12 protein-coding genes and 1 tRNA gene are annotated in these 14,367 nt (G+C 62.1%); 8 read left to right on the top strand and 5 right to left on the bottom strand.

Annotated elements, in window-relative coordinates; translation table 11 throughout:
• Position 1: 1 nt before the first annotated feature.
• The 8 genes from AB6M95_RS00845 to AB6M95_RS00810 all read left to right on the top strand — a co-directional run bounded on the left by AB6M95_RS00845 (position 2) and on the right by AB6M95_RS00810 (position 10,958).
• The gene (locus tag AB6M95_RS00845) at positions 2–1,765 is read left to right on the top strand and encodes an ARMT1-like domain-containing protein (protein WP_371384836.1); all 1,764 of its coding nucleotides are present in this window, start codon (positions 2–4) and stop codon (positions 1,763–1,765) included.
• Positions 1,766–1,834: 69 nt separating this feature from the next.
• A complete protein-coding gene (locus AB6M95_RS00840) occupies positions 1,835–3,232 on the top strand; it encodes an MltA domain-containing protein (RefSeq protein ID WP_371384835.1) in 1,398 nt (465 codons plus the stop codon).
• Positions 3,225–3,869, top strand: coding sequence for a DUF4254 domain-containing protein (locus AB6M95_RS00835; protein ID WP_371384834.1), 645 nt, complete (start codon positions 3,225–3,227; stop codon positions 3,867–3,869). The genes AB6M95_RS00840 and AB6M95_RS00835 overlap by 8 nt, the downstream gene beginning before the upstream one ends.
• 10 nt (positions 3,870–3,879) lie before the next feature.
• Positions 3,880–5,313 carry an Asp-tRNA(Asn)/Glu-tRNA(Gln) amidotransferase subunit GatB gene (gatB, locus tag AB6M95_RS00830; protein WP_371384833.1) on the top strand — a complete coding sequence of 478 codons (1,434 nt, stop codon included), beginning with the start codon at positions 3,880–3,882 and terminating at the stop codon, positions 5,311–5,313.
• 293 nt (positions 5,314–5,606) lie between these two features.
• On the top strand, positions 5,607–6,644 hold the full coding sequence (gene mtnA / locus AB6M95_RS00825; RefSeq protein ID WP_371384832.1) for an S-methyl-5-thioribose-1-phosphate isomerase: 1,038 nt from the start codon (positions 5,607–5,609) through the stop codon (positions 6,642–6,644).
• A gap of 157 nt (positions 6,645–6,801) precedes the next feature.
• The gene (locus AB6M95_RS00820; RefSeq protein ID WP_371384831.1) at positions 6,802–9,126 is read left to right on the top strand and encodes a methyl-accepting chemotaxis protein; all 2,325 of its coding nucleotides are present in this window, start codon (positions 6,802–6,804) and stop codon (positions 9,124–9,126) included.
• Between the two features lie 121 nt (positions 9,127–9,247).
• The gene (gene der, locus AB6M95_RS00815; protein WP_371384830.1) at positions 9,248–10,777 is read left to right on the top strand and encodes a ribosome biogenesis GTPase Der; all 1,530 of its coding nucleotides are present in this window, start codon (positions 9,248–9,250) and stop codon (positions 10,775–10,777) included.
• A gap of 87 nt (positions 10,778–10,864) precedes the next feature.
• Positions 10,865–10,958, top strand: a tRNA-Ser gene (locus AB6M95_RS00810).
• A 49-nt stretch (positions 10,959–11,007) separates the two neighbouring features.
• Here AB6M95_RS00810 and AB6M95_RS00805 read toward each other — a convergent pair.
• The 5 genes from AB6M95_RS00805 to AB6M95_RS00785 all read right to left on the bottom strand — a co-directional run bounded on the left by AB6M95_RS00805 (position 11,008) and on the right by AB6M95_RS00785 (position 14,240).
• The gene (locus AB6M95_RS00805) at positions 11,008–12,090 is read right to left on the bottom strand and encodes a site-specific integrase (protein ID WP_371384829.1); all 1,083 of its coding nucleotides are present in this window, start codon (positions 12,088–12,090) and stop codon (positions 11,008–11,010) included.
• Between the two features lie 187 nt (positions 12,091–12,277).
• On the bottom strand, positions 12,278–13,117 hold the full coding sequence (locus AB6M95_RS00800; RefSeq protein ID WP_371384828.1) for a tyrosine-type recombinase/integrase: 840 nt from the start codon (positions 13,115–13,117) through the stop codon (positions 12,278–12,280).
• Positions 13,118–13,213: 96 nt separating this feature from the next.
• Positions 13,214–13,609, bottom strand: a complete 396-nt coding sequence (locus tag AB6M95_RS00795; RefSeq protein ID WP_371384827.1) for a hypothetical protein — start codon at positions 13,607–13,609, stop codon at positions 13,214–13,216.
• Between the two features lie 19 nt (positions 13,610–13,628).
• Positions 13,629–13,883, bottom strand: a complete 255-nt coding sequence (locus AB6M95_RS00790) for a hypothetical protein (RefSeq protein WP_371384826.1) — start codon at positions 13,881–13,883, stop codon at positions 13,629–13,631.
• 183 nt (positions 13,884–14,066) lie between these two features.
• Entirely contained in the window at positions 14,067–14,240 is a 174-nt protein-coding gene (locus AB6M95_RS00785) for a hypothetical protein (protein ID WP_371384825.1), read from the bottom strand.
• Positions 14,241–14,367: the final 127 nt, after the last annotated feature.

Below are 14,367 nucleotides of genomic sequence, written 5' to 3'. Positions count from 1 at the left end.
CATGGGATTGGCCAAAGAGTTCGATTCGGTCCTGGACATCAAATACGGAATCGACCCCAGTCTGGATGCGCTGCTGCTCCACTTCATGTCGGAAAACCACCTGGAATACACCATCGATCCGCTGAAGAACGCCTCGGGCGAGCAGATGCGCTTCATGATCGCCCTCAAGGAGGGGGAGTTCTACGCCCCGTGCTCGGACTGGATGTTCCTCATGCTCCTGGACCAGCGGCTGCCGGACCGGCTGCGCGAAAAATACCTGGAGCAGTGGAAGCGGTTCCTCCACCTGTCCCGCGACTTCTGCGCGGACCGGAAGATGGCCCGGCGGTTCATCCAGCTGGCCCGGCACAAGTTCCGCATGGTCCTGGCTTCGCCCATCCTCATGCCCTCGCGGCTGATGAAGTGGTTCATTACCATATTCATGACCCAGTCCGGCATCGACGACCCCTACCTGCACATCCGCCGGGGGCTCAACAGGCGGGCCGCCGAGATGGTCGAGAGCAAGGATTTCGATGAGATGGTCCACGGCAGCCCCGTGGACATCGATGCCAGCGGCAGGACCGACGACCTGCGCAACCGGCTCGACCGGCTCGAGATTGAGCGGCTCATGCGCATCGCCACCTTCACGGACCACTGGAACCCCGAGATGTTCTCCCTGGACGGCCTGCGCGCCTCGGGCCTGGCCGACGAGGTGCGCGAGGGCACGGATCTTCTGACCCCCATGTTCGAACGGCTGGGCAAGGACGGGGAGCAGCGCCGCCGCATCCTGTACCTGCCCAATCGGGCGGGCGGCATCCTCTTCGACCTCAAGGTGGTCAAGGCCCTGTTGCGGCTGGGCCACCGCGTGGTCATGGCGCTCAAGGAAGGATTCTACTTCGACCACCCGACCTTCTGGGACCGGGATTCCGATCTGGAGCTGGCCAGGGCCTTTTCCGGGGCGCACTTCGTCAGCGAGGACAAGCTGTCCAAGAACGAGCTGCTGGCCGTCATGGCCCGCCATCCGTTCCTGGTCATCTCCGACGGCACGCGCGAGAAGTTCAACCCCTACCGGACCTCGGTGACCTTCGCCCGGGCCTGGAAGGAGTGCGACCTGGTCCTGGCCAAGGGCGAGGACACCTACGACCGGCTGATCCTCAACTCCCACGAGTTCACCCGGGACATCCTCAATTTCCGTCGGGACGAGCAGGGCGTGTTCCATGTCCATTTCCGGCCCAAGCCCGAGCGGGTGCTGATTTTCTCCGAGCAGTACATCACCGGCAAGGCCGACGAGATCATCCTGGAGATGCGCCGGGCCCGTTCCCAGGGCAAGACGGTCATGTTCTACTCCGGGATCATCGGCTCGGTGCCGGGCCAGACCAAGGAGGCCATCGAGGTCATCACCACCTACGTCAACCACCTGCGCGGCCAGCTGGACGACGTGTACATCATCAATCCCGGCGAGCACTTCGAGGAGGGCATGGACGCCGACGACCTGATGTTCATGTGGGAAAAGGTCCAGCGCAGCGGGTACATCAATGTCTGGCGTTTCCAGACGTATTTCGATATTGAAAAGAGCTTCGAGTTGATGGGGCGCAAGGTGCCCCCGGTCTGGGCCGGAAAGGACTCCACGTACTCCACGGGCTGCACCAAGGAAATGCACATCGCCCTGGATGTGCAGCGGGTCCATCCCGAGCTGCAGATCATCGGCCCGAACCCCGAGAAGTTCTTCCGCAGGCGGGAGTACGGGGTGGGCAAGTTCTGCGACGTGGCCATCGACTCGTGCGGTTAGTAAATTCAAACGGCGCGGTACCCCATGCATCCTTTTCCCACTGACATACGGCCCTCCCTGTGGCGGGCGATGAGGCTCCTGCTGGCCTCGGCCTGCCTTGCCGCGCTGCTGTCGTGCGTGAGGACCGGGCCGCTCTTCCCGTCCCGGGCCGCCGCGCCCGACGGGGAAACGGCCGCCGTGGAGACGGCCCCCGCCGATGGGGCCGACGCGACCGATGCCCCCGATGCCGATGCTGCCGACCCCAGCGAGGAAGAGGGTGACGCCGTGGCGGATCTCGCCGGCGCGGCCGACGTGACCTGCCTGTACCGCGACGCATCGGTCCGGCGGCTGACCCTGCGCCCCGTGCGCGAGCCCCTGTCCATCCCGGCCTGCGACATGTTTTTCCCCCTGTCCAACGTGGAGGGCGCGCAGAACATGGCCCGGCTGGACATCAGAAGCCAGGGCCTCGACTCCTGGCGCGCCCTGGAGAGCCCGGTCCAGCGCAGCCTGGAATACGCCCTGAACATGCCCGCCGCCGAGCCCGCCCTGGCCCGGCCCGGCATGTCCCTGACCTGGGGCCAGGTGGTCCGCTCGCTCACGGAATTTCTCGACCTGCTGCCGCACCTGGACGCGGAACCGGACCTGCTGGCCCAGCGGTTCGTCTGGTACGGCATGCGCCAGAAGCCGCTCATGACCGGCTACTACACCCCGGAGATCGAGGCCAGCCTGACCCGGCGGCCCGGCTACGAGTATCCCATCTACGGCGTGCCCGAGGACCTGTGTTACGGCCCGGTGCGCGGCCGCAACCGGTTCTACCGCGTGGACAGCGGGCGGGTGCTGTCGTACTACAGGCGCGGCGACGTGGACGTGCGCAAGGTCCTGGCCGGGCGCGGACTCGAGATCGCCTGGGCCAAGGACCCGGTGGACGTCTTCTACATGCAGGTGGAAGGGTGCGGACGGCTCAGGCTGCCCGACGGGACCACCCGCAACGTGCTCTATGGGGCCAAGAACGGCCACGACTTCCGTTCGCTCGGCCGCATCCTCCACGCCAAGGGGCTGCTGCCGGACGGGCATCTGTCCAAGGAGGACGTGAAGCAATATTTCGCCAAGCATCCCGAACGGATGTTTGATCTCATGGCCGAAAACCGGAGCTATGTTTTCTTCCGTCTGGAAGACTCGCCGCCCGAGGGAACGATCGGAAAGCCGTTGACGCCGATGGTTTCACTGGCTACAGACCGAAAGCTCCTGCCGCTCGGCAGCCTGCTGGCCTTCGAGGCCGAAATCCCCGAGGCCCGCGACGGTCGCCCGGCGGGCAAGCGCAAGATCGCGGGCATCGGCCTGGCCCAGGACACGGGCACGGCCATCCGGGGCCCCCATGTCGATTACTACATAGGCGAGGGCAACGCGGTGGCGCCCATCGCCAGCAACATCAAGACCGAGGCCACCGTTTACCTCCTCATAAGCAAAGAAGCATTGATCAATGGCTGACATCACACACGATTCCATCAAGAGCACCATTCGGGACGCCGTGGCCCATCAGATCCGGTCCGTCATGGACTGGCACTTCGGCGAACCCGTGTACGAAGGCAATCCCGCCGACGATCTGGCCGGGCTCCAGGGCCTGCGCGAGCTGGTGGGCCGCCAGCATTGGGCCAACTTCCAACTCTGGCATGTCGAGGACCGCGCCCGGCGCAAGGACGTGGACGCCCGCGTCATCGCGGACTGCAAGTACGCCATCGACAAGCTCAACCAGCAGCGCAACGACCTGATCGAGCGGGTGGACGAGTGCCTTGTCTCGGCCATGGAGCCGCTCCTGCCTTCGGAGGCCCCGGAGCGGTACAACACCGAGACCGTGGGCATGGCCCTGGACCGTCTGTCCATCCAGGCGCTCAAGATATATCATATGAAAGAGCAGTGTTCGCGCAAGGATGTGGACGAAGAGCACATCCGGCAGTGCGACAACAAGGTCGGCGTGCTCAAGCGCCAGCACAACGATCTGGAACGGGCCATCCTGGAGCTGATCGACGAGTATTTCGCCGGGACCAAGAAGCCCAAGGTCTATTTCCAGTTCAAGATGTACAACGACCCCAAGCTCAACCCGGAACTCTACGGAAACAAGAAATAGGGGAGCCCCCATGTCCCGGTACGAAACCGTCATCGGCCTCGAAGTCCATGCACAGCTGAAAACCGAGAGCAAGATATTCTGTTCCTGCTCCACCAAGTTCGGAAACGAGCCCAACGAGAACGTCTGCGCGGTCTGCTCCGGCATGCCCGGCGTGCTGCCCGTGCTCAACGAGAAGGTCGCCGAATACGCCACCAAGGCGGGGCTGGCCACGGACTGCGAGATCAACCTCAAGTCCGTGTTCGCGCGCAAGAACTACTTCTATCCCGACCTGCCCAAGGGGTACCAGATTTCCCAGTTCGAGCTGCCCATCTGCGAGCACGGCCACGTCGACATCGAGGTGGACGGCCAAAAGAAGCGCGTGGGGTTGACCCGCATCCACATGGAAGAGGACGCGGGCAAGAACATCCACTCCGCAGCGGATAACGCCAGCTTCGTGGACCTAAACCGGACCGGCGTGCCGCTCATCGAGATCGTGTCCGAGCCGGACATGCGCTCGGCCGAGGAGGCCGTGGCCTACCTCAAGGAGCTGCGCTCGGTGCTGCTGTACCTCGGCATCTGCGACGGCAACATGGAGGAGGGCTCTTTCCGCTGCGACGCCAACGTGTCCGTCCGGCCCTTCGGCCAGGAGGAGTACGGCACCCGCGCGGAGCTGAAGAACCTCAACTCCTTCAAGCACATCCAAAAGGCCATCGAGTACGAGGTGGAGCGCCAGATCGACCTGGTCGAGGACGGCGAGAAGGTCATCCAGGAGACCCGGCTGTACAACGTGGACAAGGGCACGACCCACTCCATGCGCGGCAAGGAGGAGGCCCACGACTACCGCTATTTCCCGGACCCGGACCTGGTGCCGCTGGTTCTGGAGCAGGCCTGGGTGGACAAGTGGAAGTCCGAGCTGCCCGAGCTGCCCGCCGCCAAGCGCGAGCGGTTCATGGCCGAGTACACCCTGGCCGACTACGACGCGGCCCTGATCACCAACGACCTCGCCGCGGCCGACTACTTCGAGGCGGCGGTCAAGGCCTACCCGGGCGATCCCAAGAAGGTCACCAACTGGGTGGTCGGCGAACTCATGCCGTTCTGCAACGAGAGCGGCACCGAGGCATGCGCGGTCAGGCTCGTGCCGGAAAAGCTCGCCGCGCTGCTCTCCCTGGTGGACGACGGGACCATCTCGGTCAAGATCGGCAAGGACATCTTCCGCGACCTGTGCGCCTCCGGCGACGACCCGGCCGAATACGTCAAGGCCAAGGGGCTGGCCCAGATGTCCGACACCTCCGAACTCGAGGCCATGGTCGACAAGGTCATCGCCGACAACCCGTCCGAGGTCGAGGCCTACAAGGGCGGCAAGACCAAGCTGATCAGCTTCTTCATGGGCCAGGTCATGCGCCTGTCCAAGGGCCAGGCCAACCCCGGCGTGGTCACGCAGCTGTTCCAGAAGAAACTTTCGTAAGGAAGACCGGGGGAAAATTTTTGGAAAAGTTTTCCCCCGGCCCCCCTTTCAAAACTTTTTGTCGCCACGCCGCCAGGAAGTTCTCGGGGAAAGTCCATTCTTCAAGGCGGCGTGGGGGTGCGTTCTCCGTACTCTGTATATTGGACGGAAGGGTGGTGCCCGCACCGCCCGGCGCATACGAGGAGTCTCGTTGACCCCGATACTACCTGCGCCGCGATAAAAAGTTTTGAAGGGGAGTCCAGAGGGGAAACTTTTCCAAAAGTTTCCCCTCTGGCCGCCGGAGGCAACCAAAAATGACCGAACACATTCAGTATTCTCCCGAGAAAGACGCCCTGATCCTGCTTGACCAGCGCTACCTGCCCAACCGGGAGGACTGGTTCGAGTGCAAGACCACGGACGACATCTGTTACGCCCTGGTGGTCATGGTCGTGCGCGGCGCGCCCGCCATCGGCGTGACCGCGGCCTACGGCTGCTATCTGGCCGGGCGCGAGGTGCAGTCCATGGACGGCGACTGGAAGGCCACCCTGTCGGCCAAGCTGGACCAGATCCACGACGCCCGGCCCACGGCGGTGAACCTGCGCTGGGCCGTGCGCGAGATGCGCCGCATCTGGGAGGAAGCGGGGGACGTTTCCCTTGATGCGCTGCTGGACATCTGGCTCGACCGGGCCAAGGAGATCCACGCCGGCGACATTGAGATGTGCGAGTTGATCGGCAAGTTCGGCGGCGAGCTCATCGACGACGGGGACACCGTCATGACCCACTGCAACGCGGGCGCGCTGGCCACAGCCGGATACGGCACGGCGCTGGGCGTGATCCGGGGGGCCATCGACCAGGGCAAGAAGGTCTCGGTCATTGCCAACGAGACGCGGCCGTTCCTGCAGGGCGCGCGGCTGACCGCCTACGAGCTGCACAAGGACGGCATCCCGGTCAAGGTGGCCTGCGACAACGCCTGCGCCCTGCTGATGAAGCGCGGCCTGGTGGACAAGGTCGTGGTCGGCGCGGACCGGATCACGGCCAACGGCGACGCGGTCAACAAGATCGGCACCTTCGGGGTGGCCATCATCGCGAAACGGTTCAATATTCCTTTCTATGTGGCCGCGCCGGTGTATACCATCGACCCGGAGACGCCCACCGGCGACGACGTGCCCATCGAGGACCGCGACCCGCGCGAGGTGACCCACATCGGCGACCATCGCATCCCGCCCGAGGGCGTGGAGGTCTACAACCTGGCCTTCGATCCCACGCCCAACGAACTGATCGCGGGCATCATCACCGAAAAGGGCGTCCTGTATCCGCCCTACGACCTTGCCATTAAGAAATTGTTCATGTAATAGGCGTGATCAAGGTATGGGCTGGTATCGGGGCAGAACCGCATTGCGGTTTTGCCCTTTTTTGTCCCCGGGAGGAGGCTTGTTCTAATGGACATCAGTCCCGGTGGGCTTTTATGACTGAAGGGGCATAACACACAGCTTCAAGGACGGGTCCATCATGAAGATGAAGAGCGTCAATACCGCCATCGCCCTGCTGATCGCCGCCAGCATGGCCGTTTCGATCCTGGCCGCCGTGCTCTGGGTCAGCCACGACACGCGGCGGACCGTGTTCGACGAGGGCAAGGTCGCCATGAACAACATGGTCGCCCAGACCATGGCCGCGCTGGACAACTATATCGCCCAGACCGACGAGATGGTGCGCATGCTCGCCTCGCAGCAGGCCGTGGCCGACGCCCTGGCCGGACGGGACGCCCTGCCCGCGTCCTGGCTGTTCAAGGACCTGATGTCCACCTCCGGCGGCTACTGGGCGGCCTTCGCCTTCGACAAGAACGGCAAGGTGGTGGCCGGGTACAACGCCAAGGAGCAGAACCTGGCCGGGGCGGACCGCAGCTCGCGCGAGTACGTCAAGGCCGTCCTTTCGGGCAAGGCGGACCACTTCCTGTCCAATGACATCCTTATTTCCAAGAGCGGCGGAGGCATCCTCATCTTCGCCGCGGCCGCCGTGGTCCACGACCACACGGGCGAGATCATCGGCGGGGTGGGGCTGTTCCCCAAGTGGGACAATTTCACCTCCAAGTTCATCGATCCCTTCCGCGTGGCGGGCAGCGGGTACGCCTACATGCTCGACGACAAGGGGCGGATAATCGCCCACGCCGTGAACAAGGACCTGTATCTCAAGGACGTATCCGGCGAGAAGTTCGCCAAGGTCGCGCTGGGCGCGGACAAGGGCGAAACCACCTATACCTGGGAGGGCCGCGAGAAGTACATGGTCTTCGACACCGCGCCCAAGACCGGCTGGAAGGTGGTCATGAGCGCCTATGAGGACGACCTGGCCGCTGCGGCCCATAACCAGCGCGACAAGCTGGCCGTGGGCGGCGTGGGCCTGGGCATTCTGCTGGTGGGCGTGCTGGTTTTCGCCGTGCGCAAGACCATCACCAATCCGGTGAAGAATATTCTGGGCTACGCCTCCGAGGTGGCCGGGGGCAATCTCCAGGCCCGTCTGGAAGGCAAGTACAAGTTCGAGTTCAGGTCCCTGGCCGCGCAGATCGAGACCATGGTGCACGAACTCAAGGTCAAGCTCGGCTTTTCCGACGGCGTGCTCGCGGGCATCGCCCTGCCGTGCGCCCTGGTGGGGGAGGATCACAAGCTGCTGTGGGTCAACCGGCAGATGTGCGATCTGCTCCTGCGGTCCGATCCGCCCGAGAGCTACGTGGGGCTTGCGCCCGGCGAGTTCTTCTACAGGGAGCCCGGCCGCAAGACCCTGTCCGACCGGGCCGTGGAACAGCAGCAGCGGCTGGACAACGAGACCGAGTACACCCGGACGGACGGCTCGGTCATCAACGCCCAGGTGACCTCCACGCCGTTTTACGACATGGACGGCCAGTTGCTCGGCTCCCTGACCATCTGGGTCGACGTGACCGAGATCCGGGGCCAGCAGAAACTCATCGAGGAGCAGAACGGACGCATTTCCGTGGCCGCCGGGCAGGCGCGGGAGATTTCCCTGTCCCTGTCCAGCGCGGCCGAGGAGCTGTCCGCCCAGATGGAGGAGGGCAAGCGCGGGTCCGAGGACCAGCGGGCCCGTGCGGCCGAGACCGCCTCGGCCATGGAGCAGATGAACGCCTCGGTGCTCGACGTGGCCCGCAACGCGAGCCAGGCCTCCGATGACGCGGACGAGGCCAAGAGCCACGCCCAGCGCGGCGAGAAGATGGTCAATCAGGTCATCGAGGCCGTGGGCGAGGTCCAGGCGCAGACCGAGGAGCTCCGGCGCTCCATGGAGGGGCTCGGCTCCGAGGCTGAGGACATCGGCAACGTGCTCGGGGTGATCACGGACATCGCGGACCAGACCAATCTGCTGGCGCTCAACGCGGCCATTGAGGCGGCCCGCGCCGGCGACGCCGGGCGGGGGTTTGCGGTGGTGGCCGACGAGGTGCGCAAGCTGGCCGAAAAGACCATGGCCGCCACCAGCGAGGTGGGCGAGGCCATCCGCCGGATTCAGGAGATGACCGGGCGCAACGTCGGGGCCACCGAGCGGGCGGCCCAGGCCGTGGAGCGCAGCACCGACCTGGCCCGCGAGTCGGGCAAGGCGCTGCTGGAGATCGTCGGCCGGGTGGAGACCGCCTCGGACCAGGTGCGGATCATCGCCACGGCCGCCGAACAGCAGTCCGCCACAAGCGACGAGATCAACCGGGCCACGGACGACATCAACCACATCTCCATGGAGACGTATCAGGTCATGCAGAGCGCCAGCGAGGCCATCCAGGAAGTGGCCGCCATGGCCACCCGGCTGAACGAGGTCATCGAGGACATGGCGGGTCAGGGATGATTCCGCCGACAACAATGGACTCGACTTTTAAATGAAGATAGGGTAACCCCCGCGCTTCCCGCCTGTGGAAAGCGCGGGGTTCACGCATTACCGCGCCATCAAACACCATCCGGAGCCCAACATGCTGCCGATCGTCGCCCTGGTGGGCCGCCCCAACGTGGGCAAATCCACCCTCTTCAACCGACTTCTGAGGAAGTCGCGGTCCATCACCCACGACCTGCCCGGGGTGACGCGCGACCGCATCTACGGCGAGTGCATCATGGGAGAGACCCGGTTCGACCTCATCGATACCGGGGGCATGGTCCTCGAATCCGAAGCAACGCCCGAACTGTCCAAGGACTTCGAGGACGAGATCTTCGAGCAGGCCCAGGAGGCCATCAACGAGGCCAACGCCATCATCTTCGTGGTCGACGGCAAGGAGGGGCTGACCCCGCTGGACCAGCAGGCCGCCGAGTACGTGCGCCGGTCCGGCAAGCCCGTGCTCATGCTGATCAACAAGGTGGACGGCTCCGAGTTCGAGGCGCACATGACCGCCGAGTTCCACTCCCTGGGCATCGAATTCCTGCCCGTGTCCGCGGCCCACGGCTTCAACCTGCACGAGGTGCGCAACCGGGTCCGCAAGTTCGTCAAGGGGTTGGGGCTGCCCGAGGATGTGGACGACGGCGTGGAGAAGGGGCTCAGGCTGACCATGCTCGGCCGTCCCAACGCGGGCAAGTCCTCCCTGATCAACGCGCTCATCGGCAAGGACCGGCTGATCGTCTCGGACGTGGCCGGGACCACCCGCGACTCCATCGACGTGACCTTCGAGAAGCAGGGCAAGCGCTACACCTTCGTGGACACGGCCGGCGTGCGCAAGCGGGCCAACATCCAGGAGCACCTGGAGAAGATCAGCGTCATCCGGGCCCTCAAGAACTCCAAGCGGTCCGACGTGACCATCCTGACCATCGACATCACCCTGGGCGTGGGGCGGCAGGACAAGCGGCTCATCGAATTTTTGTCCAAGGAGAAGACCCCGTTCATCGTGGTCGTCAACAAGGCCGACCTCATCCCCCGCAACGAGACCAACAAGGCGCTTGAGGCGTTCCGGGAGGAACTGCGCCTGGTCCCGCACGTGCCGGTGGTCATGACCAGCGCGGTCAAGGGGCTGGGCATCGGCAAGCTCCTGCCCATGGCCGAGGCCATGCGTCGGGAGTGCGACATCCGCGTGGGCACCGGCGAGCTGAACCGCGCCATGCAGGCCGTGGTGGAGAAGCTCCAGCCCCCGGTGGTCAAGCGCAAGCGGCCCAAGTTCTACTACGTCACCCAGGCGGACGAGCCCATCCCGACCTTCGTGTTCTTCTGCAACGACCACACCATCGTCAAGACGTCCTACGTGCGCTACCTGGAGAACCAGTTCCGCAAGCTGCTCGGCATCAAGTCCGCGCCAGTGAACATCGTCTTCCGGTCCAGCCACGACAACAAGGAGTGGGAGAAGGCGCGGGGCATCTCGGCGCTGGGCAAGCGCGGTCCGGGCCGCGAGCGCATCGGCGGGGCCAAGACGCGCCGCCACGAGGAGAAGTACAAGGCGCTCAAGAGCAAGCGCCGCCGCGAGGAACGCGACGCCAAGGACGCCAAGGGCGGCAAGGGCGGGAAGGGGAAAAAAGGCAAATAGGGACCATCTTTATTGACAATCCGCGCGGTAAAAGTGTAGACGGACTTTCCTCAATGCGCACGGCGTCTTTTCGCGCGCAAAGAGATTGGAGAAGTGGCCGAGCTGGCTGAAGGCGCACGCCTGCTAAGCGTGTTATGGGTGTAAAGCTCATACGAGGGTTCAAATCCCTCCTTCTCCGCCAAAATCAAGGGGTTGCAGTGAAATCTGCAACCCCATTTTTGTGCCGTTTATTATTTTGTGCCCCCCTGTTGTGCCCCCTTTTGAGCATTTTCTTCTTCGTTTTGGCCCAAAATTGACTCCAGGACATCGTCCAGATTGTGCATGTCTGGGACGAGGGATTTTATGTAGTTGTCGGTCGTGGTAAGCCTTTGGTGCCCAAGGAGTCTTTGGACATCAACCGGCTTTGCCTTGCCTGAATCTATCACCCGCTGGCTGACGTAGTGGCGCAGTGAGTACAGGTCGAAGAAGCTGACATCCGCTTTCTTGCATAGCCTTGTCATCATGTATTGGATGGCGTTGGAATGGCGTTCGTAGTTCTTTCCTGTATCGGGATGGGTGAACACCCATGGACCGCCTGGATGGTTCGCCCATCGCCTTCTGAGGATCGTCTCCATGGTCTTGGTCATGTGGGCAGGGCGCGGCGTCTTGCCTCCGCCTCTTCGTTTCCTAGTCCACAAGATGAGTACCTTCCGGTCGAATATGACATCATCCCATTTAAGGAGACGTATTTCTCCCGGTCGAGCTGCTGTTTGCAAGATGAGTTGGAGGTAGTCGGACTGGAAAGGGTTTGCGGCCATGAGTACAGCCGCCACTTGTTCGGCAGAGGGGACGTTCTTGAGATGGGCCTCTTCTGGATATTTCTCGACGTTGTTCCAAGGATTGTCTATCCGCTCACCCTTTTTGATGTGCCAGTTCCAACAGGCTTTGACGGTGCGGAGGTAGCGATTCGCTGTCTTATTGGTTTTGTCTCGCTGGACGCTGGAAATGAAAGATTGTGCCAGTTTGATTGAGATTTGTTCCGGGTAAACATCTTGTCCCAGTGAGTCCGCAAATTTGGTCAAGTGCCGGAGTTTTTCATCAACCGTTTGCGGCCGCATCCGGGCCCGGCAGTCGTCCATGTATGTCTCGAACATGACGGAAAGCGTCAAGCCGGCGGGAGCCTCCTTGTCGGCTTTCTTGAGTTCCGCAAGCTTTTCTTGCTTCCACGTCTCCCCGTCGGCCTTGGTCTTTACGACTTGGCTGTATTCTTTCCCCTTGTAGCGGAATCGCATCCGGTACTTTCCGCCCGGTCCCTTGTACGGTTTGAATGCCACGCGCCTTCTCCTTTACGTGATCTAGCACCTCATTAAAATCAAAACGCGCAGACTTCAAGTTGCGGCCACGACCGACGAAGAAATGGGGATACATGCGCCATTCCTTTTGCATGGTGCTCTCGGAGCGCCCAAGCTTCTCAGCCAGGGCCTTGTAGTCTATGCAGCGGTCGTCGGTCGTGGCCATGGGCTACACCTTCACTCGATCCACTTCCATAGCCAGGTGCCCCGGCGTGAGGTGGCTGTATATCTGTGTGGTGTTCACGTTGGAATGGGTGAGCAGCTTCGACAGCGTGAAGATGTTCCCGCCGGCCTCGACGTAGGCCGAAGCGAATGAGTGGCGGAGGTGGTGCAAGTGGAGTTCAGGGTATCCCCCCTTGATGAGCTCAAGCTTCACCCAGTGGGTCACGCTGTCCGGGTTGCGCCACTTCGGGAAGACCTTTTCGCCGTGCCCATGGAATATCTTCTGCTCTACGAGCACGTCGTGAAAAAGCTTGCTCATGGGTAGGATCGTGTCCCTGTGGACCTTGGAGACGTGCACGCGGTATTCGCGCTTGGTCATGTCCACGTCTGCCCATCTGAGGTTCAAAAGTTCGCACCTGCGTCGGCCGGAGGCATATAGCGCCGTGATGAACATGCGCTTGTCGAAGTCTTCTATGCCCGCGATGAACGGGCCTACCTCGGCGGCCGGGATGAACTTTGGCGGGGCCTTGAATATCCTGGGCGGCTTCACCTCGCTGAATGGATTTGACTCAATGTACTCCCACAGTTTGGCCGTTTCGAACGCTCTGTGGAGGTGGCGGAAGTGGTTGGTTGTGCTGGTGGCCTTGAGCCCAGAGCGAGTGCAGTGGGAGACGAACGTGTCCCCATGGCGGGGACGGATCTCGACCAACGGCTTTTCGCGTCCAACGTGGTCGCACAGCTTCCGCAGGGCCAGGGTATCGGCCATGACTGTGGACGCCATGACCGCGCCCTTGCGGTAGTCGATGTATTCACTCATGAACTCAGCCAAGATGATTTCCTTCGCCATTTGGCATCAATCCTTTTCCCCGGATTGCGGTTGTGTTATCCCTGTCCCTGCCGGGGTGGCCCCGGCTGTCATCTACTCACCGCACTGGCCTCGTCCCTAGACGGGGCCTTGTGCGTCTTGGTTGGTTGTATCAGGCGATATTTTCGCAGCCCGTTCTATTGCTTCCTTGGCGTACTCATCGGGTTCAAACTCACAGACTTCATCGCCGCCGCATTTGGGGCAGTACGCCATCTCATCATTCCCGGCCTCGGTATTGGCTCCGTGGATTTCAAGCTCACGCTCTGCACCAGTCCAACCACAATCAGGACACCAGAACTCAGTTCGGTCCTTAATCTTTTCAAGTGCGTCTACAAGGGCGGCGTGATGTAGACATAACTGGCGCAACTCCATGGCCTGAATGTTTCCGAGAAGCCGCACTTGAGGCTCCCAAGAACAGGCGCAGCGGTACAACTCACCAACAACGTCAACGCTTTCTCTGATTTCTTCGCTCATGTCGGGCTTTCTCATGTAGTCAGTTAACTTTTATTTCTGCGACTGCATCCCGAAGGATAAGCCACCCACGTTCCGGCTTCGATTCGCACAGGTAGTCTTCGTGATTTCTGGAAGAGCCTTCCTCAAGGATACACCTTGCAAGGTCTTCTTCGGTGGCATCTCGAAGCTGGAGTGTCGCGCCGGGACAAACATCAATCCACCACCCCCATTGAGCGCGTGGGATATCTTTCTCCATCTGCTTTCTGGTTTTGAGCTTTGCGGTGTATGTTTTCATCGTGCCCTCTGTGAGTTTTGTCTCGCGGCGTTGAAGCCGTATGCCCAAGAGTATTCTTCGTTGGTGACAGGGGCGTAGGGATTGTCATAGATAGACTTCCCCTCCTTGTATGCATCATAGCCTTCCTGGTATTCTTTCCATTGGCATCGTGCGTCCATCATTCCTCCAAGAGTATGCTGAGAACTACGCGCCGTGATTCGGATGATCGGGCGCAAGGGACTGCTCGTAGGACCAATCAATCAATTCCTTGACCGTGGTTTTGCTCGGCAGTTTTTGGGTGTACTGGATAAAGTCGGCCACCAGTTCGTCAAGGCGGCGGTGCAAATGGACATGCCGTTCTTTGTGTTTGTCTTCCATGATGATTCCCTATTTGGCGTCATTCTGTCCGGTGCACTCTTGCATTTGCCGGTAGAAGTCCATTGCCATGGGCTCGTCAGCGTAGAATGACCGCAGGTTGTTGTGGAGCATTGCGGCCACCTTCCCG

It is taken from the genome of Pseudodesulfovibrio karagichevae (assembly GCF_041414475.1).
Lineage (GTDB): Bacteria > Desulfobacterota > Desulfovibrionia > Desulfovibrionales > Desulfovibrionaceae > Pseudodesulfovibrio > Pseudodesulfovibrio karagichevae.
Note: the sequence above shows the minus strand (reverse complement) of the source record. Positions and strands in the feature narration are given on the sequence as shown.